The organism is Lysobacter sp. F60174L2 (assembly GCF_052547135.1).
On the sequence record NZ_JBQWRA010000006.1, the window covers coordinates 18,903 to 45,870 of the forward strand.

General features: G+C 69.0%; 16 protein-coding genes, 1 pseudogene and 1 riboswitch. Of the genes and pseudogenes, 11 read left to right on the plus strand and 6 right to left on the minus strand.

All coding sequences use genetic code 11. The annotated features are described in order from the left end of the window. Positions 1 to 17: 17 nt before the first annotated feature. The 6 genes from ACT9AS_RS14110 to ACT9AS_RS14135 all read right to left on the minus strand — a co-directional run bounded on the left by ACT9AS_RS14110 (position 18) and on the right by ACT9AS_RS14135 (position 11,869). A complete protein-coding gene (locus ACT9AS_RS14110) occupies positions 18 to 2,990 on the minus strand; it encodes a TonB-dependent receptor domain-containing protein (RefSeq protein ID WP_445100798.1) in 2,973 nt (990 codons plus the stop codon). Between the two features lie 64 nt (positions 2,991 to 3,054). After that, positions 3,055 to 4,023 (minus strand): helix-turn-helix domain-containing protein, encoded by a 969-nt coding sequence (locus ACT9AS_RS14115; protein ID WP_445100799.1) that lies wholly within the window; start codon positions 4,021 to 4,023, stop codon positions 3,055 to 3,057. Between the two features lie 141 nt (positions 4,024 to 4,164). Next, positions 4,165 to 6,468, minus strand: coding sequence for a winged helix-turn-helix domain-containing protein (locus ACT9AS_RS14120; RefSeq protein ID WP_445100800.1), 2,304 nt, complete (start codon positions 6,466 to 6,468; stop codon positions 4,165 to 4,167). Positions 6,469 to 6,570: 102 nt separating this feature from the next. Next, positions 6,571 to 7,260, minus strand: coding sequence for an ion channel (locus ACT9AS_RS14125; protein ID WP_445100801.1), 690 nt, complete (start codon positions 7,258 to 7,260; stop codon positions 6,571 to 6,573). A gap of 46 nt (positions 7,261 to 7,306) precedes the next feature. After that, positions 7,307 to 9,184: a phosphomethylpyrimidine synthase ThiC gene (thiC, locus tag ACT9AS_RS14130; protein ID WP_445100802.1), complete on the minus strand. Its 1,878-nt coding sequence runs from the start codon at positions 9,182 to 9,184 to the stop codon at positions 7,307 to 7,309. A 56-nt stretch (positions 9,185 to 9,240) separates the two neighbouring features. After that, positions 9,241 to 9,336, minus strand: a riboswitch (TPP riboswitch). A 139-nt stretch (positions 9,337 to 9,475) separates the two neighbouring features. Next, entirely contained in the window at positions 9,476 to 11,869 is a 2,394-nt protein-coding gene (locus tag ACT9AS_RS14135; RefSeq protein ID WP_445100803.1) for a S8 family serine peptidase, read from the minus strand. A 320-nt stretch (positions 11,870 to 12,189) separates the two neighbouring features. On the opposite strand from ACT9AS_RS14135, the gene ACT9AS_RS14140 reads away from it, so the two are divergent. From ACT9AS_RS14140 to leuB, 11 genes and pseudogenes are all read left to right on the plus strand, one after another. Further along, complete coding sequence (locus ACT9AS_RS14140; protein WP_445100804.1) at positions 12,190 to 14,979, plus strand: winged helix-turn-helix domain-containing protein; 2,790 nt, start codon at positions 12,190 to 12,192, stop codon at positions 14,977 to 14,979. A gap of 340 nt (positions 14,980 to 15,319) precedes the next feature. Beyond that, positions 15,320 to 17,026 (plus strand): dihydroxy-acid dehydratase, encoded by a 1,707-nt coding sequence (gene ilvD / locus ACT9AS_RS14145; RefSeq protein WP_445100805.1) that lies wholly within the window; start codon positions 15,320 to 15,322, stop codon positions 17,024 to 17,026. 57 nt (positions 17,027 to 17,083) lie between these two features. Next, positions 17,084 to 18,118, plus strand: a pseudogene (gene ilvC / locus ACT9AS_RS14150) (ketol-acid reductoisomerase); the annotation flags it as partial. Further along, positions 18,115 to 19,806: an acetolactate synthase 2 catalytic subunit gene (ilvG, locus tag ACT9AS_RS14155; RefSeq protein WP_445100806.1), complete on the plus strand. Its 1,692-nt coding sequence runs from the start codon at positions 18,115 to 18,117 to the stop codon at positions 19,804 to 19,806. The pseudogene ilvC and the gene ilvG, both read left to right, overlap by 4 nt. After that, positions 19,787 to 20,041, plus strand: a complete 255-nt coding sequence (locus ACT9AS_RS14160) for an ACT domain-containing protein (RefSeq protein WP_445100807.1) — start codon at positions 19,787 to 19,789, stop codon at positions 20,039 to 20,041. The genes ilvG and ACT9AS_RS14160 overlap by 20 nt, the downstream gene beginning before the upstream one ends. Next, complete coding sequence (locus ACT9AS_RS14165) at positions 20,032 to 20,961, plus strand: aminotransferase class IV (RefSeq protein WP_445100808.1); 930 nt, start codon at positions 20,032 to 20,034, stop codon at positions 20,959 to 20,961. The genes ACT9AS_RS14160 and ACT9AS_RS14165 overlap by 10 nt, the downstream gene beginning before the upstream one ends. 22 nt (positions 20,962 to 20,983) lie before the next feature. After that, positions 20,984 to 22,093, plus strand: a complete 1,110-nt coding sequence (locus tag ACT9AS_RS14170; protein ID WP_445100851.1) for a threonine dehydratase — start codon at positions 20,984 to 20,986, stop codon at positions 22,091 to 22,093. Next, the gene (locus ACT9AS_RS14175) at positions 22,093 to 23,694 is read left to right on the plus strand and encodes a 2-isopropylmalate synthase (protein WP_445100809.1); all 1,602 of its coding nucleotides are present in this window, start codon (positions 22,093 to 22,095) and stop codon (positions 23,692 to 23,694) included. The genes ACT9AS_RS14170 and ACT9AS_RS14175 overlap by 1 nt, the downstream gene beginning before the upstream one ends. Positions 23,695 to 23,701: 7 nt before the next feature. After that, complete coding sequence (leuC, locus tag ACT9AS_RS14180) at positions 23,702 to 25,204, plus strand: 3-isopropylmalate dehydratase large subunit (RefSeq protein WP_445100810.1); 1,503 nt, start codon at positions 23,702 to 23,704, stop codon at positions 25,202 to 25,204. Further along, positions 25,204 to 25,830 (plus strand): 3-isopropylmalate dehydratase small subunit, encoded by a 627-nt coding sequence (gene leuD / locus ACT9AS_RS14185; RefSeq protein ID WP_445100811.1) that lies wholly within the window; start codon positions 25,204 to 25,206, stop codon positions 25,828 to 25,830. The genes leuC and leuD overlap by 1 nt, the downstream gene beginning before the upstream one ends. Then, a complete protein-coding gene (gene leuB / locus ACT9AS_RS14190) occupies positions 25,820 to 26,920 on the plus strand; it encodes a 3-isopropylmalate dehydrogenase (RefSeq protein WP_445100812.1) in 1,101 nt (366 codons plus the stop codon). The genes leuD and leuB overlap by 11 nt, the downstream gene beginning before the upstream one ends. Positions 26,921 to 26,968 lie beyond the last annotated feature (48 nt).

A 26,968-nucleotide genomic window follows, 5' to 3' on the forward strand; every position in this document is an offset into this window, starting at 1 on the left:
TTCGATCAATGGATCGATCAGAAGCGCTGCTGGTACTTCATGTACACGAAGCGACCGACGTCGAATCCGCCGTAGTACGAGTAGCCGGAGTTCGGAGCATCGTAGTTCGGCGAAGCATAGTGCTCGAACACGTTGTTCGCACCCACGGCGATCGTGGCATTCCACGGTGCGTTCCAGCGGAGCTGCAGGTCGTGGAACGTGGTGGAACCCAGTTCGTTCATCGGCGTGATGTTGCCCTGGGTGTCCGGCGCAGCGTAGTTCGGCAGGCTGCAACGGGCCAGTTCCGGACCATCATCCTCAAGGGTGAAGGTGCAGGTTTCCTTGACGCCCGAGTAGTAGCGGGTCGACCAGGTGGCACCGAAGTCACCCATGTCCCACGACAGGCTGGCATTGGAGCGGACGCGGAAGTTGCCGCCGAAGCCGTTCTGCTGCTGTGGTGCGCCATCCAGGTTGTCGGTCTTGAGCTCGTTCTTGCTGACGTAGGTGTTCAACCAGGCCAGACCGAAGTTGCCGTAAGCAGTCTCCATACGGTAGTTGAGATCGAAATCGAAACCCTCGATCTCCTGGAAGCCCGCATTGCGCCCACCAAACGACAGCGAGGTGATCTCGCCGGTGACCGGATCACGGACGAAGGCATCCGAACCCAGCGCATCGCAACGCGACTCGATGCCACGGACGTAGCAGTCGTCGAGGATCGCGGTCGGGGAGTCATCGACGATGGTGTTCTCGATGCGGATGTTGAACCAGTCCAGCGACAGGTTCAGGTTCTGCGCGAAGCCGGGGCTCCACACCACGCCGAAGGTCGTCGACTCCGAGGTTTCGGGGGTCAGATCCGCGTTGGAGCCCGACAGGAACGGAGTCGGGGTAGCGGTACCCGGGCCATCGGCGAGGCCATCGGGATCGCTGGCCGGCTGACGGTACCCGACCGGAACATCGGCCAGACACTGGGCGCTGCCGCCCACCGAGCCGAACTTGGTATCGCACGGATCGGTGTAGGTCTCGAAGCTCTGGCCCACGCCGCCATACAAGTCGGCAACGGTCGGCGCACGGAAGCCTTCCGACCAGGTACCACGGACCAGCAGCGAGTCGACCGGCTTCCAGGTGAAGCCGAACTTGCTGTTGGTGGTGTCACCGAAGGTGTCGTAGTCGGAGTAGCGGCTGGCGAGGCTGACGCTCAGTTCCTGCGCGAACGGCAGGTCGGCCAGCAGCGGCACCAGGAACTCGACATAGGCCTCGTCCAGCGAGTAGCCGCCACCGGTCGGACCGGAGGCCAGGTCCGTGGAGGTGCCAGTCTGGGCCAAGGCGTCAGGCGAGAAGTAGCCATCTTCGTCACGGTGCTCGATGCCGACCGCAACGCCGACGTCACCGGCCGGCAGGCTGAACAGCGAGCCGGCCAGGTTGGCGTAGTACGACTTGGTGGTGGTCTCCGACAACGCTTGGCCCGGCAGGTACAGATAGGCCTGCACGGCCGCATCGGCCAGGCCGCCCTGACCGGTCACGCCGTCCGGAACCAGCGGATTCCACGGGGTGCACGCGCCCGGACCGAACCCCAGCGGGATCGGGTTGTCCGCGGTACCGCACTGGACCACGCCCTGGCTGTTGAGGAACGACGGACCCACCGCGCCCTCAACCGCAGCCAGGCTGAAGTTGCCGGTGCTGATCTGGGTGCCCTTGTTCTGGTTGTACAGATAGCCGGCATCCCAGTCCCAGTACCTGTCGGCGATCTGGAACGCGCCGGCGAACTCGCCGGTGAAGCGGAAGGTGGTCAGGTTGTTCTGCACCTGGCGCGGCACTTCCCAGCCACGGCGCCAGAAGTTGATCGCCTGTTTCTCGCCCGCGTAGTCGCTCTGGTTGCCCAGCGGGTTGTAGTAGCTGTCGATCGACATCGGGGTGCCGAACACGTTGGAGCGGTACGGATAGCCGGCGTTCTGCGCAAACGACTCGCGATCGGTGTACAGCACATCGCTTTCGAAGCGGATGTCGTCGGAGATGTCGTAGACACCGTTGAAGAACACCGACTTGCGCTTGACACCGGAATAAACGGTCGAAGCGAGGGCCGGGTTGGTGACGTCGTCGCCGCTGGTCTCATGGAAATCCGAGAAGTCGGTGGCGTCACCGCCCGGACGGTTGAGGGTGTACGAGGTGTTGTAGATCGGCTCACCGGTGTTTTTGTCGTATCCCAGCAACGAACCCTGCGGACCATCAACGATGCTGCCCCACTGGCTGATGCTGGACAGGCCGCCGGGACGCGGGGCCGAGCCCTTGCCGGTCGGGAAGGCATCGCGGCTGAACCAGCGGTCCTTGGCCCACACCGGGTCTTCCTCGGTGAACTCGACGCCAACGGTGACCGACCCGCGGTCGCCGGTGTTGCCCATCACGAAGCTGTACTGCTCGCGGGTGCCGTCGCCCTGGCCGTACTGGCCGATGTAGGCATTTGCTTCGGCGCCGTCGAAGTTCTGGCGGGTGATGATGTTGATCACACCGGCGATCGCGTCGGAACCGTAGATGGTCGACGCGCCGTCCTTCAGCACTTCGATCCGCTCGACCATCGCGGCCGGGATCGAGGCGACGTCCTGCAGGCCGCCGTTGGTAATGCCCAGGCGCTTGCCGTTGACCAGGATCAGGGTGCGGTTGGCACCGAGGTTGCGCAGGTCGATGTAGGAACCGCCGACGGCCTCACCCGAGGACAGCGGCGAGGTGCGGCTGATCGCCGGGGAACCGGCGGCGCTGATGTTCTGCAGGATGTCGGCAACGGAGTTGAAGCCCTGCTGCTCGATGTCGTCACGGCTGATCTGCAGCACCGGGGCGGCGGTTTCCAGGTCGACCTGGCGGATGCGCGAACCGGTAACCTCGATGCGATCGAGGGTGGTGGGGTTCTGCGGGGCGGGGGCGGCTTCCTGCGCGCCGGCAAGGGCCGGCACAAGGGCCACCGCGATGCCGGCCGGCAGCAGGCCGAGCCTCATCGCGGGGCGCAAATTGCGGTTACTCATGTATCTCTCTCCAGATAACGTTATGGGCGCGTTAAGCGCGTCGCCCAAACTACGGCCCGCAGGGCTACGCCGCTTTGCGTCGGGGGCCGGCTGACTTTGCCGAACCGGTCCTTGCGGCCACGCTTGACAGCGCCGGTAAAGAGGCCATTTCCAGCTTCCTGGCGGCATTGCGGTAGCCGGTGGCGGAAACCCCGTAGCGCGCGCGGAATGCGCGGGCAAAGCTGCAGCAGTTGTCGAAGCCCGAGGCGGCGGCCACTTCGCCGATCATCATCTGGCTGTTGTCCAGCAGGTCCGCCGCGCGCTCCAGCCGCATTCGCGCGGACGCCGCCTGCGGGCTTTCGCCGTACAGGGCGTGGAAGGTCTTGGAGAAATACCAGCTGGAGAAGCTGGTCAGTTCGGCCAGTTCGCTGATCCGGACCACCCGGTCGCAGTTGCCTTCCAGGTACATGTAGGCGCGTTGCAGGCGTCCGAACACCTGGCGCTTGCGTACCCCCGAACGTCCGGGGCAGCGCGCTATGCGCCCGCGCAGGTCGCCCTGGACCGCCGCCAGTTGCAACAGCAGCGGCCTCAACACGGCGATCTCGGCGGCGCCGTCGGCACCCGGCTGGAGCGAGGCGAGGCGATGGCCGGCGGCGCGCCAGAGGCGTACCAGCATCCGCGCTTCGCGCTTCTGCAGCCCGCCCCGCCCGGCGTACAGCCCGAGATCCGGAACACGGCCCGCCGCCTTCAGCGCGTCCGCGCCAAGGCTGATGCCGATGCAGACGCCGTGGCGGTCGGTCTGCAGTTGCGGGCGGGAATCGCGCTCGAGCGCCATCCACTCGCCACGACGCAGCCGGAACCGGCCTTCGCGTGCCTCGACCCAGGAACTGCCACGCAGTTGCACCCAGATGGTGAACACCTGTGGCGACAACTGCGCGCTGCCGAGCCGGGAGATGCCGATACAGGTGGCCGGGACGTTGCCCGCAAGAGCCCCGCCATCCGCCGGGTCGAGTTGCAGCAGTTGGCCCCGATCGGCCCAGAGTGTCTTGTCCATCGCCTACCCATTTGCCAGGAGTGGCCCATGGGTTTGCCGCATCGGCTGGCCGGCTTCAGGAAAGTTCGCGGAGAGTTGGCCGAAATCGTGCCGAAGGACCAGACGAAAAAATCACGAAAGGACTTTTCCCAATCGGGTCAATTACTTGCCCACGCCCGGCCAGAGCGTTTCGGGCGGCGGGTCGTAGTCCGCAAAGCCAATGTCGCTGGCGTCGTACTCCACCAATGTGACGTACAGCCGGTTCGAGCGCGGGTCCAGGCTGAGTCCGTAGGTCGCTGCGCGGCGGTTGGCGTCCAGGCAGCGCGGCACCGTGCCGCCCGCTCCCCCGTGCACGTCGAGCAGGGCCGAACAGCCGGCGGTGCGCTCGATGCCGTAGACCCCGCCCGCGGTCGCCGCGGTCCACGACCGGTAACGCGCAGGGGTCGGCCAGATGGCGTCGACCTGGCGCACGCTGTCGGGCCGGAGTTGAAGGTCGGCCTGCCAGAGCCCGGATTCGGCCGGGCGCGCGAACAGGATCCGGCCGCTGGATGCGTCCAGCTCGACCCGGGACACGTCGTCGAGCCGGCCCACCCGTTTCCAGCCGTCGCGCAGGCGGTCCAGCAGGTCGGCGTGCAGCCGCCCGCGGCGGTCGGCCGACACCACCAGCACACGCTCCCCGGTGCCGGTCGGGTCCGGCATGTAGATCGCCTGCAACGGCTCCTCCACCGGCAGCGCGAGCCGGGTCATGCGACCGCTGGCGGGCTCCACCTCGTACACGCCGGGCGACGCCGTGCCGGCGGAATCGATTTCGCGGCCGACCACGAGCAGGTGGCGGCTGTCGGCCGACCAGCGCGGGAGGTAGCGGGACTCGGGCCGCAGGCCGTCCAGCAGGCGCAGCGAGTCCGGCTGGTCAACGTCGGCCCACCACAGCCGGTATTCACCGGAACGGTCGGAAACGAACGCCAGTTGCCGCCCATCCGGGGCGATGGCGGGCAGACGGTCGCGGCCCGATGAGCGGAACAGGCGCTCGCCGGGGCCGTCCTCGTCCAGGTCGAACCGGTAGATACCGAACCAGGTGGTGCGCTGCACGTAGGCCAGCGCGGGGGCGTCGGCGGCGATCACCGGATCCTCGCCGTCCCTGATCCCCAGCTCGACGTGGGCGCCGGTGTCGAGATCCAGCCGGTACAGCCGGCTCTCGCTGTCGTGGTGGCGGGAATACACCAGCGCCTTCCCGTTGCGGTCCCAGTCCCAGCCACGGACCTGGGCGTTCAGGTGGGTCAGCCGCTCCGCGGTCCCGCCGGTGGCGGGCAGGCGCCAGAAATCGCCCAGGGGGGTGTTGCGGACGAAGACGATCCAGCGCCCGTCGGGCGAGTAGCGCGGGGCGAAGTCATGGTTCAGCGGACTGGCGCCGTCCTCCAGCGTGGTCAGCCGGCCCGTGTCCAGGTCGAGCCGCTGCAGGCCGGGACGGTCGTGGGAGATGCCATGGCTGCCGAACACCAGCCCCTTGCCATCGGGGGTCCAGTCGAAACTCGGCATGTGGTGTTCATCGCACTGGCCCACGACGCGGGCGGCACCGCCGCTGGCGGACACCACGCGGATCTCGCAGCGTTCGCCCTGCACCACCCGCAGGAATGCGATCTCGCGGCCATCCGGGGACCAGGCCGGGCTGAGGTCGTCGGCCTGCCCGTCCGGCCGGGTCAGCTGGCGCGACGGCGTCGGGGTCGTGGTCTGGACCATGATCGCGATGTTGCGCTGGCCCTGCGGCACGGCCATATACGCGACCATCGACGCATCCGGACTGAGGCTGGGACTCCATTCGAAGCCCGGCGAAGACGTGATGAGCCGCGGCGCGGAAACATAGGTCACGGCCGCCGGTACCGGTACCGGCGTGGCGAGCGGCGGGGCCGGCGCGCCGTGCCACACCGACCACCCGTAAAGGAGTCCGGCCAGCACGAGCGCGACCAGCGTCGCCCCGAGCATCGCGCCCCAGCCGGCACGTTGCTGTCGCGCGACGGCCGGGCTGTCGATGTCGCGTCCGGGCGGAACCACCCCGGCCCCGGCAGGTCCATCGGACCCTGGCGACACCGCTATCGCGGGCTCCGCGGCGACTCCGACCGGCGACAGCCACTCGACCTCGGCAAGAAGCCGGTAGCCGCCCTTGGCGATGGTCTCTATATAAGGAGTCGCACTGTCCGCCGGCCCGAACGCCTTGCGCAGCTGGGTCACGGCCTGGGTGACGACGTCATTGGTCGGCAGGGTGTCGGGCCAGACCTCGGCCAGCAACGTATCGCGACTGACCACCTTCCCGGCGTTGCCGACCAGCACCCGCAACACGCCCATCGACTTGGGCGTGATCCGCACCGGCCGGCGTGCACCCGGCGCGTGGACTTCGCGCAGCGGCACGTCCACCTCGCATTGGCCCACGCGCAGGCGATCGGATGGCAGGAGTTCAAGGTAGCTCGACATCTATCCGTTCAATTCTGACGCACACCGAACGTGCGGTCATGTGCCTGAAGGACAAGCGAACCGCCCGATGTCGCAAAACGGGACTGTTCCAGACGCCCGCAACTAGTCTGCGTCGCGCGTCCGTCCCAGTGTCAGGCCGATCAGCCGCGACACCACCAGCGCGAGGTAGCCGACCCCCGCGAACTGCTCCAGCATCACCAGCACCCGCGCCATCGGCGTCACCGGCACCACGTCCCCCAGGCCGGTGGCCGACAGGTTGGTGGCACTGAGGAACAGCAGCTCGATCCACGGCCGGTTCGGCGCGGGGTCCAGCATGTTGACGAAGCTGCCCGGATCCACCATCTGGCACACCAGGTAGGCGAACGCGAACGCCCAGACCAGCAGGGTGAACGTCGCGCCGGCGGCGAACAGTTCGTCGGCGCTGACGACGTGGTCGCTCAACATGTAGCGGATCAGGCCGCTCGCGGCGTAGAAATACAGCGCCGATTCCAGCGTCGACGACACGATCATCAGGGTGTCGCTGGCCAGCAGGATCGAGAGTATCGACGCCAGGATGGCCGGCGCCGCGACCAGCCAGGCCACCCACTTGACCGCCGGGCTGCGCGAGACCACCCACACCGCCAGCAGCGGGAACAGGATGCCGAACGCGCCGAACAGCGCGCGGCCGCTGTGGCGGCCGTCGAACACCGGGTACAGCAGCAGGCTCAGCAACTGCGCCGCCAGCAGCACCGCCGAGGGATGCCGGCTGGCGAGGAAACGCCAGCGGCGGTAGAGGAAACCGTGGTTGCTCATGGGCATGGCCGCGAGTTTGCCGCAGAACCGCCGCCGGCGCGCGTGCTCAGACCTTGCGGTAGACCTCGGCCCCGGCGGCGCGGAACTCCGAGGCCTTCTCCGCCATGCCCTCGGCCAGCGCGGCCTGCTCGTCGACGCCGTGCTCGGCGGCGTAGTCGCGCACGTCCTGGGTGATCTTCATCGAGCAGAAGTGCGGGCCGCACATCGAGCAGAAATGCGCGCTCTTGTGGGCGTCCTTGGGCAGGGTCTCGTCGTGGTATTCGGCGGCGCGCTCGGGGTCGAGGCCGAGGTTGAACTGGTCCTCCCAGCGGAACTCGAAACGCGCCTTGGAAAGTGCGTTGTCGCGCGCTTGCGCGCCGGGGTGGCCCTTGGCGAGGTCGGCGGCGTGGGCGGCGATCTTGTAGGCCATCAGGCCTTCGCGCACGTCGTGCTTGTTGGGCAGGCCGAGGTGCTCCTTCGGAGTGACGTAGCAGAGCATCGCGCAGCCGTACCAGCCGATCATCGCCGCTCCTATTGCGGACGTGATGTGGTCGTAGCCGGGCGCGATGTCGGTGGTCAGCGGGCCGAGGGTGTAGAACGGCGCCTCGCCGCATTCGACCAGTTGCTTGTCCATGTTCTCCTTGATCAGCTGCATCGGCACGTGGCCCGGGCCTTCGATCATGGTCTGGACGTCGTGCTTCCAGGCGATCTTGGTCAGCTCGCCAAGCGTCTCGAGCTCGCCGAACTGGGCGGCGTCGTTGGCGTCGGCGATCGAGCCCGGGCGCAGGCCGTCGCCGAGGCTGAAGGCGACGTCGTAGGCCTTCATGATTTCGCAGATGTCCTCGAAGTGTTCGTAGAGGAAGCTTTCCCTGTGGTGGGCCAGGCACCACTTGGCCATGATCGAGCCGCCGCGCGAAACGATGCCGGTGACGCGTTTGGCGGTCAGCGGCACGTAGCGCAGCAGCACGCCGGCGTGGATGGTGAAGTAGTCCACACCCTGCTCGGCCTGTTCGATCAGCGTGTCGCGGAAGATCTCCCAGGTCAGTTCCTCGGCGCGGCCGTCGACCTTCTCCAGCGCCTGGTAGATCGGCACCGTGCCGATCGGGACCGGCGAGTTGCGGATGATCCACTCGCGGGTCTCGTGGATGTGCTTGCCGGTCGACAGGTCCATCACCGTGTCGGCGCCCCAGCGCATCGACCAGACCAGTTTCTCGACTTCCTCGGCGATGCCCGAACTCACGGCGCTGTTGCCGATGTTCGCGTTGACCTTGGTCAGGAAGTTGCGGCCGATGATCATCGGCTCGCTCTCGGGGTGGTTGATGTTGCTGGGGATGATCGCGCGGCCGCGGGCGACCTCGTCGCGGACGAACTCGGGGGTGATGATCTTCTGGATGCTGGCGCCGAACGACTCGCCCGGGTGTTGCTTCAGCAGGTGCGCCTCGCGGATCGCGTCGATGCGCTGGTTCTCGCGGATCGCGATGAACTCCATCTCCGGGGTGACGATGCCGCGACGGGCGTAGTGCATCTGGGTGACGTTGGCGCCGGCCAAGGCGCGGCGCGGCAGCGGGCGGTTGCCGAAACGCACCGCATCGAGCTTCGGGTCGTGCTCGCGCTGGCGACCGAAGTCCGACGACAGCCCGGGCAGCGCCTCGGTGTCGCCGCGCTCGGCGATCCATTGCGCGCGCAGCGGGCTCAGGCCGCGGGCCAGGTCGATCGTCGCGGCCGGATCGGTGTAGGCACCGGAGCAGTCGTAGACCGCCAGCGGCGCGTTGTCCTCGCCGCCGAACAGGGTCGAGGTCGGCGCCAGGGTGATCTCGCGCATCGGCACCCGGATGTCCGGGCGTGAGCCCTCGACATGGATCTTGCGCGAGCCGGGGATCGGGCGGATGACGTCGGCCGACAACTGCTCGGCCTGCTGCTGCAACTGGGAGGGCACCGCGTTCATGCGTTTCGTCCTGTGGAGCGCCAAGGCGGGACGAAGCGGCGGTGCGCAGGCGCAATACGCCTGTCGCGAAAGCTTCCCTACGGCGGCATCACCCGCATCAGGTTCGAAGGGTCTGTCTCAACCGGCAGCCGCCGGTACCCCCGCTTCACCGCTATTTCACCACGGGACGGGTGCCGGTTCCAATGCCGTGTGTTCCGGGACGGGTGTGCCGCGACGACCGGAAAAAAAAGTCCCCCGGCTCGCGCCGGGGGAAAGGACAACACTATGGGAAAACGCCTTGGAGACGCGAAATCAGAACGTGATGCTCCAGTTGTCGATGTAGCCGGAGTCGTTCCAGTCGGTGTCGGTCACCCGCAGGCGCCACATGCCGTTGAGGGCCTCGTTCGACAGGTTCACGCTGTAGGTCGCGTTGATGTTGTCGCCGCTGTCGTTGCTGGTGTCCTTGAGCCGGTAGGAGGAGCCGTCCGGCGCGATCAGGTCGATGCGCACCTCACCGCGGTAGGTGTGCTTGATGTCGACGTTCACCGAGGCGTTGGAAGGCGCATTGCCGCTGCGACCCCACACGTTGACCACGCTATCCACCCAGGTCCGGTCGAAGATCCAGACATTGTTGCCATTGCTGTAGGTCTGCCGGTCGCCATCGTCATCGTCGTCGCCGCCGCCATCGGTGTTGTAGCTGCCGGTGAGGCTCACGCCATTGATCGCCGACCAGGCGTGGACGAGCACGTGGTAGGTGCCGGCCTGGACGTTGTTGATGGTGCAGCTTTCGTTGGTGCCGGGTGTGGTGGAGCGGCAGTTGTAGCTCGATGTCGTCGGCTCGGAGCCGAACTTCACGTACAGGTCGGGGTCGCCGCTGCCGCCGGAGGTCACGAACTTCAGGTCGGTGGCGCCGGCCGGGACTTCCAGGGTGTAACGGAGCAACGCGTTCTTGGCGCCGGCCAGGCCGGTGACGGGCACGCCATTCTCGAGCGTGCCGCCACCGGGAACGTCGGCACTGACGCTGACCGTCTTGGTTTCGTCATCGCTGCCGCCGTCGTTGTCGGTGACGGTCAGTTTGACGGTATAGCTACCGGCGGCAGCGTAGGTCTTGGTCGGATTGGCCTGGGTCGAACCCGTGCCGTCGCCGAAGTCCCAGCTGTACGAGGCGATGGTGCCGTCACTGTCGCTGGAGGTGCTGGTGAAGCTGACGCTCAGCCCGTCCTTGCTGTAGTCGAACCCGGCGGTCGGCGTCTGGGGATCCGGATCCGGATCCGGATCCGGGTCCGGGTCGCCACCGCCGGCCACCGCATCCACCGCTGCCTTGGCATCGACGATACCGGCGCCACAGCCGCCCGAGCAGCTACCCGGCAACGGGCGCGCGGTGTCCTTTAGCAGTTGCTCGATCTCGGCCGGGCTCAACGGCTGGGCGGCTGCCGATTGCACCAGTGCAACGGTGCCCGCCACGTGCGGGGTGGCCATCGACGTACCGTCCCAGAACGCGTAGCCGTTGTTGTTGACGGTCGAAAGGACGCCCTCTTCGGGATGGCTGATCGAGCCACAGCCGCTGTAGTCCGAATTGGGCTCGCAGATTTCGCCGCCGGGCGCGGTGACGTCGATTTTCGCACCGTAGTTCGAGTACCAGGCGCGGTCGCCGTGGATGTCGTTGGCCGCCACCGCCACTACATTGTTGCAGTTGGCCGGATTTTCGTTGGACACGTTGGTATGGCCATTGCCCGCCGCGACCACTACGGTGGCACCGAGCTGCACCGCCTGGTTGATTGCGTTCTGGTAGACGTTCGGGCACGAGCCACCACCGCCCAGGCTGAGATTGATCACTTCGGCCGGGTTCTGATTCGAAGGCACGCCGGGCACGCTGCCGCCGGCAGCCCATACGATCGCGTCGGCGATATCCGAAGTCGATCCCCAGCCACTGTTGCCGAGTACGCGCGCCTGCACGATCTTGGCGCCGTAGGCCACGCCGGCGACGCCGCGGTTGTTGTTGGTTACCGCGGCGACGGTACCGGCGACGTGGGTGCCGTGCCGGACATTCGATGCGTCGGTGTAGTTGCTGTCGCGGCCGTTGCCGTCGCTGGAACCGCCGTTGCCGCCGGTGGTGCTGCTGACGAAGTCGTACCCGCCGACCACGTTGTCGTCGAGGTCGCTGTGCGAGAGGTGGCCGCTGTCGACCACTGCAACGACGATGCCCTGGCCGGTGGACTTGTCCCAGGCCTGCGGCAGGTTGAGGCCGCCGGTCGGCTCGCGATAGTGCCACTGCTTGCTGCCGTAGTCGGGGTCGTTCGGGTTGCCCGCGTGGTGCTGGAGGGCATCGACTTCGACGAACTCCACATTCGGGTCCGCCGCGAACTGCCGCATCAGCAACTCGGCTTCGACGCGGTCGAGCGCCCGACCGGTACTGACAAGCTGGGCGCCGAGCGCCAGTTCGCGGACCGGCTGCAGCGAGAGCGTGCGGCCGCGTACCGCGGGCAAGGCGCGCGCCGTGGCATTGAGCGACCTCGTCAATGAGGTGGCACTCGCCTGCGCCGCGCTGCCATCGCGGTACTTGACGATAAATCGGTCATGGGTCGGTGCGGTCTGGAGACCGCTGAGATTGAGCCGGGCCTGCTGCGCGAAGGCCGCCGGCGCCGCAAGTGCTGTCGCGGTGGCCACCGCCAGCAACGAGAGGCGCAAGGATGCATTTTTGTTCATTTGATCTGCTACCTGGGTTGAGTGACATTGGACGGACACCGACCGCCAATAGCGGCGCCCGGCACGCCGATTGGGTGCAGGTTCGATGAAATGTGCTTCTTCGTCGTTCTCAAATTTTTCTCAAATCGTTCTCCCATGGGCGTTTCCGGACGCCGGAACACGCGCGCGGAGCTTGCGTTGGCAATGGAAAGCTGGAGTAAGGTGATCCGCATCCGGCAGGGGGGCCGGTGCATCGACACAGACGCAGGCACCTGGCCGATCGCGGTCCGCCGGCGTCGATTGCTGCAGCGCGCCATGCGTAATTCAATGCCAGGGAAGCAATGAATGAGATGAACCAGCCGCCGCCGTCACCCCTCTGGCCGCTGCAGACGCGGGAGCTGCGGATCGATTCGTTGCGGATCGATCTGCACTACCGGCGGGTGCAGCGTCCGGACGGCGATGCCGAGTTGCCGCCGCGCATGTTCGAGCTGCTGTTGCTGCTGGCGGCCGAACCGCATCGGCTGCACCCGCGCGTGGAACTGCTGCAACGCATCTGGCCCGACGTGGTTGTCGAGGACGCCAACCTGTCGCAGAGCATCTGGATGCTGCGCAAGGCGCTCGGCGAGCACAAAGGCTGGATCCGCACGGTCGCCAAGAAGGGATACGTATTCGACCCACCGGCACCTGTCGAGGCGATCGAACAGCAACCGGTGGCCGCGACCTGCGTGCAGGAAGACGCACCGGCGGCGGCCGGGCCGGCGCCCGTCCCGCGCCGACGCCGGACCTGGATGACGCCCGTACTCGCATTGGCACTGGCCGCGGTCGCGGTCGCGGCCGGCGCCTGGCAGGTGGCCGTGCGGCCGGCCCTGACGCCACCCGCTGCGCCCCCGTCGGTCACCCTGGTCCATACGCAGGACCCGGCGGTCCCGGCCGAGGCGCAACTTCCCGCCGAGATGCTGTACGCCTGGCTGGAGTGGAAGCTCTCGGCGCTGCCGCAGCTGACCCTGCTCACGCCCACGCAGCTCGCGGCCGACCCCTCGGCGCAAGCCAGCAACGTGGTGGTCCTGCTGTTTTCCGGCCACGACGCGCAGGACCCGTCGAAGATCTATCTGCGTGCACAGTTCGAGGGCACCTCCGGCCCGAAGCGGATCCAGCACGAAGGCCCGCCCGCACAGTGGACGAAGATGGTCGATGCGGTGTCGCGGGAGGTGCTCGCCGAACTGGCACCGGCTGCGGCCCGGCAACCGTGGCCCTCGCTGCGACTCGACCGTGCGACCGCGCGCCAGTACCTCGCGTTGCGGCAGGCCCGGCGTGCGCATCACTGGGTCGAGGCGGTGCAGCTGGGGCGCGATTTGACCGAACACGCGCCGGGGTTTGCTCTCGGCCACCTGCAGCACGCGGAGAGCCTCGCCACCCTGCGGCAACTGCCCGCGGCGCGGCAGCACCTGCAAACCGGACGCTCATTGATGAAGCGGCTGCCCGCCGAGGCCGGGGCGGTGATCGACGCGGAACTGCTGGCGCTGTCGCCCGACCACGCCGCCGCGGCCGAGGCCTATGCCGAGCTGGCCCGACGCCATCCGGCGCAGACCGCATTTTCGCTGCAGCACGCGAACGCACTCGGACGCATGGGCCGCTTTGCCGATGCAATGACGGTGCTGTCCGAACCGCCGTGGACACAACCGCAGCCGGTTGCGATGCAGGTCGCGCGACTCAACACCCTGTCGTGGTTGCAGCTCAGGCTGGCCGACCCGACCAGCGCGCGCGTCAGCGCGGACGAGGCCGACCGCCTGGTCGAGGTCGCCGGCGAAGGCTGGGAGTACGAGCGCGGGCAGACGCTGCTGGCCCTCGCGCGCGTGGACTCCTATGCCGCCGGTGCGACGCGCGGCTCGCCCTATTTCGAGCAGGCCGCAAAGCAGTTCACCGTGGCCGGCGACAAGTTTTCGGCGCTGCGCTCGCTGTTCATGGGCGAGATGGCCGCGCCGGGCGCGGGCACGTCCGAGTACCTGGACGCGTGGCTGGCGCAGACGCGCGCCGCCGGCCAGCAACAGATGGAGCTGGATGCGCTGCGCGACGTCGCGTTCAAGCACTACCGTGCGGGCGACTTCAAACGCTATCGCGAGCATCTCGCGCAGGCGGCGGCGGTCGCCGAGGCAATGGATGACGACTGGGGGCTCGCGGCGCTCGAAGGCGATCTTCTGAACGAGGCCTTCCTGCGCGGCGACTTCGACGAAGTCGAGATGCGCGTCAAGCGGATCGAGGACGCCGGCATGCAGGGCGACATGGCCATGTGGGCCCACTTCTACCAGGGACTGCTGGCCTACGAACACGGTCGCTTCGAGGAAGCGATGGTCGCCTGGGAGCGTGGCGAGCGTTATGCGCATGCCGGAACGCAACCGTCGCCGCGAGCGACGATGTTCACCTGCGTGCGCGGCCTGGTCCTGCTGACCCGCGGGCAGCCGATGGACGCGCGCAGCGAGCAGGCGCGCTGCGGCACGATCAGCCGGTACTCGCGCTGGCAGTCGCGCATCGGAATGGCCGAGATCGACCTCGCCAGCGGCGACCGCGCCTCGGCGCTGGCAAGCCTGGAAACCATCCCCGGAAGCCTGGACGAGATCGGCACCCAGACCGGCCGCTGGGGCGTGGGCATCGACACCGCATTGCTGCTGACCCGCGCGGGCGACCCCGACACCGCCGCGCAACTGCTGGACGCGCTGCTGCCCGGGCTCGAACGGTCCGGCTACCACCTGCTCGAAGGCAGTGCCCGTGTCGCCGCGGCCGAAACTGCGCTGGCCCGCGGCCGGTTCTCGGTCGCACGCAAACAGGCCAAGGCGGCGGTGGAACTGGTGGAGCCGCAACGCTGGGGCCTTCGCTACCGCCTGCGGCTGATCGACATCGCGCTGTTGCGCCATGGCGGACGCATCGCCGATGCCACCCGCATGCTGGCCGAACTCGACCGCGACGCCCACCGCCACGGCGACGTGCTCGCACAGGTGGAACTGCACGGCTGGATGACACCCGATACCCCGGGCACCGTCTGCACGGCCGACGAACGCTTCGCCCTGCTTGCCCGGACCGGCCTGCGCGGCACGACCCATCGCTGGCTGACGCAGGAATGGCTGGCGAGCGAATAATCCGCGTTACCGGAAAAGATTATCCGCACCATTCCCAATGGTTATTTGACACTGTCCCGAGCCGCGTGATCTTCTCGCATCCATGACGCAGCGCAATACATCGCCGCAGACGCCCTCGCCCACGCAGATCCGCGTGGCCGGCGACGCGCGCATGACGCTGCTGCCCGTACTCGTACTCGTACTTACCCTTATTACCCTTATTACCGTCCTAACCGGCGCGGGGAACGGGTTTGCGTAGCTAGTCCACACAAACCCAGGTCGAAGAAACCAGACCCCGCGCCCGAAACGGCGCGGGGTTTTTGTTTGTTCGGTCCCGGGTTCCCCAAAGGAACGCGTGATCATGAGAAGCAACGCCATCAAGCAAGGCCCCGCCCGCGCAGCAGCGCGCGCGATGCTGCGCGCCACCGGACTCGACGACGCGGCGATCGCCAAACCGCTGGTCGGCGTCGTCCATACCTGGACCAACGTCTCGCCGTGCAACCTGACCCTGCGCGAGTTGGCCGGTCACGTGCAGACGGGCGTGCACGCCAGCGGCGGCACCGCGGTGGAGTTCAACACGATCGCGGTCACCGACGGCATCGCGATGGGCAGCGACGGCATGCGCGCATCGTTGCCGTCGCGCGAGACGATCGCCGATTCGATCGAGCTGGCGGTCAGTGGCCATTGCCTGGACGCCATGGTGCTGCTGGTCGGCTGCGACAAGACCCTGCCGGCCGCCGCGATGGCGGCCGCGCGCCTGGACATCCCCACGGTGGTGCTCTACGGCGGCACCATCATGCCGGGGCAGTGCCCGCGCGCCGGCGGCGGCGATGCGGCGATCACGGTGCAGGAAGTGTTCGAAGCGGTGGGCGCGCATTCGGCCGGCCGCATCGACGACGCGCAGCTGCACCGCGTCGAGTCGCATTCCTGTCCGGGTGCGGGCGCCTGCGGTGGCCAGTTCACCGCCAACACCATGGCAATGGTGCTGGGCTTCCTCGGCCTGTCGCCGTTGCAGCTCAACGACATCCCGGCGATCCATCCGGACAAGCCCGCCGCCGCGCACGCCTGCGGCGAACTGGTCATGCAGCGCCTGCGCGATGGCGGACCGCTGCCGCGCGAACTGCTCGGCATCGACGCGCTGCGCAATGCCGCGCGCGCGGTGTCGGCGACCGCCGGATCCACCAATGCGGTGCTGCATTTGCTCGCGATCGCGCACGAAGCCGGTGTCGCGTTCGGACTGGAGGAGTTCGAGATCGCCGCCGCGGCCACGCCGGTAATCGCCGACCTCAAGCCCGGCGGCCGTTACACCGCGGCGGAGCTGTTCGTCGCCGGTGGCACCGCGCTGGTCGCACGCGAGCTGCGCACGGCCGGCCTGCTGCAGGACACGCCGACGGTCACCGGCCGCTCGCTTTTCCAGATGCTCGACGCGCTGCCCGCCGCCGGCCCGCAGGACGTGGTCCGCGCCATCGCCGATCCGATCAAGCCGCGCGGCGGCTACTCGATCCTCTACGGCGACGTCGCGCCCGACGGCTGCATCGTCAAGCTCGCCGGCCACGGCCGCGACCACTTCGAAGGACCCGCGCGCGTATTCGATTCCGAGGAAGCCGCGTTCGCCGCCGTACAGGCCTGCCACGTCCGGGCCGGCGATGTGGTGGTGATCCGCTTCGAGGGTCCCGCTGGCGGACCGGGCATGCGCGAGATGCTCGCGGTCACCGCGGCGCTGGTCGGCCAGGGGCTCGGCAACGATGTCGCGCTGATCACCGACGGCCGGTTCAGCGGTGCCACCCACGGCTTCATGGTCGGCCACGTCGCTCCCGAGGCCGCGCGCGGCGGGCCGATCGCGAAGCTACGCGACGGCGACCGGGTTCGCATCGACGTCGCCACGCGCCGGATCGACGTCGACGCCGACCTCTCCGTTCGCAATCCGGCCTCCCTCGCCCCGCGCGTGGCCACCGGCGCGCTCGCCCGATACGCGCTCGTCGTCGGTTCCGCCTCGCACGGCGCGGTGACCACGCCCGGACCGCTGGATGTCGCGGTCGCCGAACAGACGCTCGCCGGCGCGGCCTGAGCCACGACGCGCCAACCACCTCCACCCCGCAACCCACTCCACCTCCAGGAAAACACGCACATGAGCAACAGCAAGAATCCGCGCATCGCCGTCATCGGTTACGGCAGCCAGGGCCGCGCGCACGCCCTCAACCTGCGCGACTCCGGGTTCGACGTGACCGTCGGCCTGCGCCCCGGCGGGCCGACCTCGCTGAAGGCGCAGGCCGACGGCTTCACTGTCGTCACTCCGGCCGAGGCCGTCGCCGCGGCCGAACTGGTCGCCGTGCTGACCCCCGACATGGTCCAGCCGCAGCTCTACACCGAGGTGCTGGAACCCAATCTCGCACCGGGCGCGTGCCTGCTGTTCGCGCACGGTTTCAACGTCCACTACGGCCAGATCACGCCGCGCGCGGACATCGATGTGGTTCTGGTCGCGCCCAAGGGACCGGGCGCGCTGGTGCGGCGCGAGTACGAGATCGGCCGCGGCGTGCCGTCGGTGTACGCCGCGCACCAGGACCGCAGCGGCAACGCCGAGGCGTTGGCGCTGGCCTACTGCGCCGGCATCGGCGGCGCGCGCCAGAACGCGATCCGCACGACCTTCCAGGAGGAGACCGAAACCGATCTGTTCGGCGAGCAGGCGGTCCTGTGCGGCGGCGCGGTGCGTCTGGTGCAGGCCGGCTGGGAAACCCTGGTCGAGGCCGGCTACCAGCCCGAGGTCGCGTACTACGAGTGCCTGCACGAGCTGAAGCTGATCGTCGACCTGTTCTACGAAGGCGGCATCACCCGCATGCACGAGTTCATCAGCGAGACCGCGCAGTTCGGCGCGGTGACGCGCGGCGACTACGTGGTCGACGACAACACCCGCGCGCAGATGCGCAAGGTGCTGGCGGAAATCCGCGACGGCACCTTCGCCCGCGAGTGGATCGCCGAGCACCAGGCCGGTGGCGAGCGTTACCGCGCCCTGCGCCAGGCCGACCTCGACCACCCGATCGAAGCCACCGGCCGCAAGCTGCGCGCGGCGATGCCGTGGCTGTCGGCACCTGCGCCGGCGCAGGCAGCCGCGGCGCCGCAGGCGGCGGGTCCGACCCGCACAGCCGAGAAGGCCATCGCATGAACGCTTCACAGTGGCTGGTGCGCGCACTGGCCGCCGAAGGCTTGGACACCCTGTTCGGTTATCCGGGCGGGGCGATCATGCCCTTCTACGACGCGCTCTACGGGTCGGACCTGAAGCACATCCTGGTCCGTCACGAGCAGGGCGCGGTGTTCGCCGCCAACGGCTACGCGCGCGCCAGTGGCCGTGCCGGCGTGTGCGTGGCGACCTCAGGCCCGGGCGCGACCAACCTGGTCACCGGGATCGCCGATGCGCTGCTCGATTCGGTGCCGATGGTGGTGATCACCGGCCAGGTGCCCACGTCGCTGATGGGGACGGATGCGTTCCAGGAAGTGGACGTGTTCGGCATGACCCTGCCGCTGGTCAAGCACAGCTTCCTGGTCCGCCACGTCGACGAGCTGCCCGCGGCCGTCGGCGAGGCGTTCCGGCTTGCGCGCTCGGGCCGGCCGGGTCCGGTCCTGGTCGACCTGCCGAAGAACGTGCAGACCACCGACGCATCGCACCTGCCGCCGCACCGGCCACTGCCGGTGGATGCGACCGGCGTGGCGGCCCAGGTCGAGATCGCACGCGCGACCTGGCTGCTTGCGCAGGCGCGCCGTCCGGTGATCTATGCCGGCGGCGGCATCGCCCTGGGCGATGCGCTGGAAGCGTTCCGCGAGTTCGTGGATGCCGCCGGCGTACCGACCGTGTCGACCCTGCGCGGACTGGGCGCCCTGCCGGACGCGCACCCGCTCAACCTCGGCATGCTCGGCATGCACGGCACCCGCACCGCCAACATGGCGGTGCAGGAGGCCGACCTGCTGGTGGTCGTCGGCGCGCGTTTCGACGACCGCGCCACCGGCAAGCTGGAGGAGTTCGCGCCAGACGCCCAGGTGATCCACCTCGACATCGACGCGGCCGAGATCGGCAAGTTGCGGAAGGTGGCGGCCGGTTTGCGGGGCGACCTGCGCGACAGCCTCGGCGCCCTCACCGCCGCGGCGCATGACCATGGCCGACCCGACTGCGTGGCCTGGCGGACTGCCTGCCAGGAGCGGAAACGGCAGCACGCATTCCGCTACGACGCGCCCGGCCCCGGCGTCTATGCCCCGGCCCTGCTGCGGCGGCTGTCGGAACTGGCGCCATCGGCCATCGTCAGCTGCGACGTCGGCCAGCACCAGATGTGGGTGGCGCAGCACTGGCGCTTCGACCACCCGCGCCGGCACCTCACCAGCGGCGCGCTCGGCGCGATGGGCTTCGGCCTGCCGGCCGCGCTCGGTGCGCAGCTGGCCTGCCCGCGCGCGCAGGTCGTCTGCGTCAGCGGCGACGGTTCGTTCCTGATGAACGTGCAGGAGCTGGCCACGCTGGGCCGCTACCGGTTGCCGGTGAAGATCGTCCTGCTCGACAACCAGCGCCTCGGCATGGTCCGGCAGTGGCAGGAGCTGTTCTTCCAGCAGCGCTATTCGGAAACCGACCTGTCGGACAACCCCGATTTCGTTGCCCTCGCCGCCTCGTTCGGCATCGAAAGCTTCCACCTCGACCGCGCCGCCGATGCCGATGCCGCGCTCGAGCGGCTGCTCGCCGCGCCGGGACCGGCGCTGCTGCATGTCGCCATCGACGCCATGGCCAACGTCTGGCCACTGGTCCCGCCCAACCGCAACAACGCGCAGATGCTCCACGACCCGGAGGTCGCCAATGCAGCGCTATCGAGTTGAACTGACCCTGCGAAAGGCCGAGGGCGCGCTGATGCGGGCGCTCGGCACGACCGAGCGCCGCGGCTTCCGGCCGATCGCGGTGGACGCCGAGAGCGGCGCCGTGAGTGGCACCGGGACCGCCGACTGCTGGCACCTGCGCCTGTCGGTCGAGAGCGAGCGACCGGCCGCGCTGCTGCAGACGCAACTGGAAAAGCTCTACGACTGTCTCACGGTGGAGGTGCAGCCATGTCGGTGATCACTCCTTCGCGCGCGGATGCCGACGCGGGCACCACGTCGCCACCGGTGGCGACCGGCACCCCGCAGCTGTGGATCGATGGCGCGTTCCTTCCCGCCGATGCGTCGTGCCTGCCCGCCACCACCCACGCCCTGCATTACGGCAGCGGCGTGTTCGAGGGCATCCGCAGCTATGCCACCGACGACGGCGGTACCGCCGTGTTCCGCCTGCCCGAACACCTGGAGCGCATGCAGCGCGGCGCGCGGCTGCTCGGCATCTCGCTGGATGTCGACCACGTATCGGACATCGTGTTGCAGGTCCTGCGGCGCAACCGCCATCGCGATGCCTACATCCGCCCGCTGGCATGGCTCGGCGTGGGCTCGATGGGACTGGACGTGACCGCGCTGAGCCAGCACCTGATGGTGGCGACGATGACGCCGGCCGTGCACCTGGGTGGCGCGAGCATCCGGCTGGGCGTATCCGGCTGGCGACGCAATCCGGCGACGTCGCTGCCACCGCTGAAGCTGTGCGGGGCCTACGTTAACTCGCTGCTGGCCAAGCACGAGGTTGCTGCGCGGGGGTTCGAGGAAGCCCTGTTCGTGGACGCGTCCGGACACGTGGTGGAGTGCACCGGCGCCAACGTCTTCATGGTGCAGGGCGACCGCATCACCGCGGTAGAGCATCCCGATGCGCTTGCCGGTATCACCGCGGCGACGCTGCTGGAGGTCACGGGTGCGCAGTCGCGCGCGGTGACGCTGGACGAGCTGCGCGATGCCGACGAGGTGTTCGTGTGTGGCACCGCCGCCGAAGTCGCACCGGTGTCGCGGCTGGAAGATCGCGCCTACGCGGGCAGCAAGGTCGGCAACGAAGTGGCCAGCCTGTACCGCCGCATCGTGCGCGGCAACGCGCCCGCCTACCGTCATTGGCTGACCCATGCCTGAGGTCGGCCACGGCAATCCGCAAGTGATGGTGGGCGCGGCCGACGTGCTCGCCGCGCAGGCGCGGCTGCGTCCGCACCTGCCGGCCACGCCGCTGCACCATGCGGAGCGGTTCGGCTGCTGGCTGAAGCTGGAGAACTTCCAGCGCACCGGTTCCTACAAGGTGCGCGGTGCGATGAACGCCCTGCTGGCCGGGCGCGAACGCGGCGACCTGCGTCCGGTGATCGCCGCGTCGGCCGGCAACCACGCGCAGGGCCTGGCCTGGGCCGGGTATCGCCTGGGCGTGCCGGTGATTACCGTGATGCCGTGCAACGCGCCGCAGACCAAGATCGCCGGCGTCACCCACTGGGGCGCGACGGTACGACTGCACGGCCAGCATTACGAAGACGCGCGACGCTTCGCCACCGAGCTGGCCGACCGCCACGGATACCGGCTGCTGTCGGCGTTCGACGACCCCGACGTGATCGCCGGCCAGGGCACGGTCGGCCTGGAAATCGCCTCGCTGGTGCCCGACGTGGTGATGGTGCCGATCGGCGGCGGCGGGCTGGCCGCCGGGGTGTGCCTGGCGTTGAAACCGGCCTGCCTCGCCGCGATCAAGCAGACACGCGGCATCCGCATCGTCGGCGCGCAGGTCGAAGGCGTCGACGCGATGGCGCGTGCGCTGCGTGGCGACCGCTCTCCGGTCGCGCAGGTCACGACGCTGGCCGACGGCGTCAACGTGCGCGCGCCCGGACGCATCACCGAACAGGTGCTGCACGACCTGCTGGACGACATCGTCATCGTCCGCGAAGCCGAGTTGCGCGAAACGCTGGTGCGGCTCGCGCTCGAGGAGCACGTCATCGCCGAGGGTGCCGGTGCCCTGGCGCTGGCGGCCGGCCGGCGCGTACCCGGACGCCGCAAGTGCGCGGTGGTCTCGGGCGGCAACATCGATGCCGCGGTGCTCGCGGACCTGCTGTCGCGGGTCCGCCCGCGTGCGCCGCGGCGACCGCGCCGACGCCGCCGCGTGGAGCCTTCGACCGCAACACCGGTTGTGTCGAAAGCCACGCAAAAACCCGGTCTCCACGCCGTCGAGGTCCCTGCCCCATCCCGCCCATCCACGAAAGCGCCCAAGGCGCGAGTCCCGGAGATCGTCTGATGAATGCATCGCCGCCAGAACCGACCGCCGTATCGCCGCACGACGTCCGCATTTTCGACACCAGCCTCAGGGACGGCGAGCAGTCGCCCGGCTGCAGCATGACCGCTACGCAGAAGCTCCGCTTCGCGCATGCGCTGGCCGAGCTGGGCGTGGACATCGTCGAGGCCGGATTCCCGGCCAGTTCCAGCGCCGACATGGACGCCACCCGCGCCATCGCGCGCGAGTTGCGGAACACCACGGTGGCGACCCTCGCGCGCTGCCATGCCGGCGACATCGAGGCCTGCGCCGCCGCGCTGGAGCAAGCGCAGGCGCCACGCATCCATGTGTTCGTGTCGACCAGCCCGCTGCACCGCGAGCACAAGCTGGGGTTGAGCCGCGAGGAAGTGCTGGAGCGCGCGGTCATGGGCGTGCAACTCGCCCGCCGGCATGTCGACGACGTGGAGTTTTCCGCCGAGGATGCCTTGCGCACCGAGCGCGACTTCCTGGCCGAGGTCTGCGCTGCGGCGATCGCCGCCGGTGCGCGCACCATCAACATTCCCGACACCGTCGGCTACACCACCCCCGGCGAGATCCGCGAGCTGTTCGAGTACCTGCGCGCGAACGTGCGCGACGCCGGGCGCGCGGTGTTCAGCACGCATTGCCACAACGACCTCGGCCTCGCAGTGGCCAACAGCCTGGCCGCGATCGAGGGCGGTGCGCGCCAGGTCGAATGCACCATCAACGGGATCGGCGAACGCGCCGGCAACTGTGCGCTGGAGGAAGTGGTGATGGCGCTCAACGTGCGCCGCGCGCACTTCGGCGTCGGCACCCGCATCGACACCCGCCGGCTGGTACCGACCTCGCGGCTGCTGGCGCGGATCACCGGCATGAGCGTGCAGCGCAACAAGGCGATCGTCGGCCAGAACGCGTTCGCCCACGAAGCCGGCATCCACCAGCACGGCATGCTCAAGCACCGTGGCACCTACGAGATCATGCGACCCGAGGACGTCGGCTGGTCGCGCTCGCAGATGGTGCTGGGCCGCCACAGCGGCCGCGCCGCACTGCAGGACCGACTGGCTGCGCTCGGAATGGCGGTGGATGAGGCCGCCCTGAATGCCGTGTTCGCCCGCTTCAAGGCGCTCGCCGAGAAGAAGCGCGAGGTGTTCGACGCCGACCTGGAGGCATTGGTGCTCGGCGCCGATGCGAACGTCGCCCGCGCGTATCGGCTGCTGCGCGTGCAGGTCGGCACCGGCGTCGGCGACGGCAACCTGCCGACCGCGAGCGTGCAGCTGCTCGATCCGGACGGCACCACCCTCAGCGAAGCCGCCATCGGCGATGGCCCCGTGCACGCGTTGTTCGAAGCGCTCGGCCGTGCCACCGGCATCGAGCTGCAGATCGACAGCTACCACGTGTCCAGCGTCACCACCGGCGACGACGCCCAGGGCCAGGCCAGCCTGACCGCGCGCCACGACGGCGTGGAGCTGACCGGCTCGGGCACCAGCACCGACATCCTCGAAGCCAGCGCCCACGCCTGGCTGGACATCGCCAACCGCCTGGCCCGCACCGGCCACGTCCGACGCCCGCGACAGACCGCCTCCCCCACTGCCACTGCCATTGCCTGAGATGACCATGTCGAAACCAAGAACCCTGCTGGACAAGTTGTGGGACGCGCACGCGGTAACGCCGGAGACCGACGCGTCGCCCGCGGTGCTGTACATCGACCTGCACCTCATCCACGAAGTGACCTCGCCGCAGGCCTTCGCCGAACTGGAGGCACGCGGCATCGGCGTGCGTCGCCCGGACCTGACCAAGGGCACGCTCGACCACTCCACCCCGACCCTGCCCGACCTGGCGACGGGCGAGCGCGCCTACGTCAACACACAGGCACGCGACCAGGTCGATGCCCTGCGCGGCAACGCCGCCCGCCACGGCATCGAACTGTTCGACTACGACAGCGAGCACCGCGGCATCGTCCACGTCACCGCTCCGGAGCTCGGGCTCACCCAGCCCGGCATGACCGTGGTCTGCGGCGACAGCCACACCGCCACCCACGGCGCGTTCGGTGCGCTCGCGTTCGGCATCGGCACCAGCGAGGTCGGCCACGTGATGGCGACCCAATGCCTGCTGCAGCGCAAGCCGAAGACGCTGGCCATCACCATCGACGGCCAGCTGGCGCCGGGCGTCACCGCCAAGGACCTGATCCTGCACGTGATCGGGATGGTCGGGGTCAACGGCGGCACCGGCCACGTCATCGAGTACCGCGGCCCGGCCATCCGCGCGCTGTCGATGGACGAGCGGATGACCATCTGCAACATGTCGATCGAGGCCGGCGCGCGTGCCGGTTTGATCGCGCCCGACCAAGTGACGTTCGACTACCTCGCGCGCACCCCGCGCGCACCCGGTGTCGCCACCGGCAACCGCGCCGCATTCGCCGCGGCGGTGTCGCAATGGAAACGGTTCCGCAGTGACGTCGGTGCGCGTTTCGACCGCGAGGTGGTGATCTACGCCGGCGATGTCCGCCCCACGCTCACCTGGGGCACCCATCCCGGGCAGGTGGTCGCCATCGACCAGCCCCTGCCCGACGGCAGTGATGCCGACGCGGCCAGGGCGCTGTCCTACATGGGTTTCACCGCCGGCCGGCCGCTGTCGGGGCAGCCGGTCGACGTGGTGTTCGTCGGCAGTTGCACCAACTCGCGGCTCGACGACCTGCGCCAGGCCGCCAGCGTCCTGCGCGGCCGGAAGGTGCATCCACGCGTGCGGATGCTGGTGGTGCCCGGCTCGAACCGGATCAAGCGCGACGCCGAGGCCGAGGGCCTGGACCGGATCTTCCGCGAGGCCGGCGCGGAATGGCGCGAGCCGGGCTGCTCGATGTGCATCGCCATGAACGGCGACCTGGTCGAACCGGGACAACTGGCCGTGTCGACCTCGAACCGAAACTTCGAGGGCCGCCAAGGGCCGGGCGCGCGCACGGTGCTGGCCTCGCCACCGGTGGCCGCCGCCTGCGCGGTCGCCGGCGAGATTGCCGATCCCCGCCGGCTCACCCCCACGGCCAGCCGGTCCGCGCCGGTTGCAGCACCGATCGCGGACGCTCCGGCGTCCCCGCCCTCCACCCCAGCCATGGAATCCGCCTGATGTCTCCCTTCACCGAACTGCGGTCGCGCACGGTCGTGCTGCGCGACCGCAACATCGACACCGACCGCATCATCCCGGCCCGCTTCCTCACCACCACCGGGCGCACCGGCCTGGGCCGGCACGCGTTCAACGACTGGCGGGTGCGCGCCGACGGAAGCATCGACCCGTCGTTCGCCTTCAACGACCCGGCCAACGACGGCGCCCGGATCCTCGTCGCCGGACGCAACTTCGGCTGCGGCTCCTCGCGCGAGCATGCGGCGTGGGCGCTGGTCGACCTGGGCCTGCGGGTGGTGATCAGCGCCGAGATCGCCGACATCTTCCGCAGCAATGCATTGAAGAACGGCCTGTTTCCGGTGGTGCTGGAGGAGGCGGTGGTGGACGAGCTGCTGGACCACCCCGGCATCGAGCTGCGGGTCGATGTCGAGCAGTGCCGGGTGACGCTGCCGGATTCGCGCAGCTTCGCGTTCCCGCTGGACGCCTTCGCCCGTACCTGCCTGCTGGAAGGCGTGGACCAGTTGGGCTACCTGCTCAGGCAGTCGCCCGCGATCGATCATTACGAGGCCTCGCGACAGCGCCTCGCCGACACCCCCGCACTGCCACAGCACGAGGTGCGCCATGCGTGCTGACATCGTGGTGCTGCCGGGCGACGGCATCGGCCCGGAAGTCACCCGGGCGGCGACACGGGTGCTGCAGGCGGTCGCGGACCGCTACGGTCACCACTTCACCCTGTCCACCCACCTGATCGGCGGTGCGGCGATCGACGCGACCGGCGATCCGCTGCCACCGGCGACGCTGGCGGCCTGCCGCGCGGCCGACGCGGTGCTGCTCGGTGCCGTGGGCGGCCCGCGCTGGTCCGACCCGCAGGCGAAGGTCCGTCCCGAGCAGGGCCTGCTGGCGCTGCGCAAGGGGCTCAACCTCTACGCCAACCTGCGACCGGTGCAGCCCCACCCGGTCGCGCTGCGTGCCTCACCGATAAAGCCGCACCTGCTCGCCGGGGTGGACCTGATGGTGGTGCGCGAACTCACCGGCGGCATCTACTTCGGCGACAAGCAGCGCAGCGCCGATGGCGCCAGCGACCTGTGCGGGTACACCGTGGTCGAGATCGAGCGGGTCATGCGCCGCGCCTGCGAACTGGCACGCAAGCGCCGCAGGCACGTGGTGTCGGTCGACAAGGCCAACGTGCTGGAGACATCGCGGCTGTGGCGCGAAGTGGCCACCCGCGTCGTCGCCGAGGAGTTCCCCGACATCGAGCTGGAACACCAGCTGGTGGACTCGATGGCGATGCACCTGCTGGCGCGCCCGCGCGACTACGACGTCATCGTCACCGAGAACATGTTCGGCGACATCCTCACCGACGAGGCGTCGATGCTCGCCGGCTCGCTCGGCCTGCTGCCCTCGGCATCGATCGGCGAAGGACGCAACGGCGTGTACGAACCGATCCATGGTTCGGCGCCGGACATCGCCGGCCGCGACATCGCCAACCCGTGCGGCGCGATCCTCAGCGTCGCCCTGTTGCTGCGCCACTCGCTGCAGCTGGAAGAGGAGGCGGTCGCGGTCGAGCAGGCCGTGGCGCAGGCCCTGGACGAGGGCGCGTTGACCGCGGACCTGGCCGGCGCCGGGCTGTCCGGCCAGCCCGCCATCGGCACCGATGCGACGGCCCGGGCCGTTCTCGACCGGCTGTGCGCGCCGTTGTGCGCGGTGCAACTGCGCGACTGATCCCGTGCCGCCACGACAATGAATCCCTACCGACATCCCACCCACACC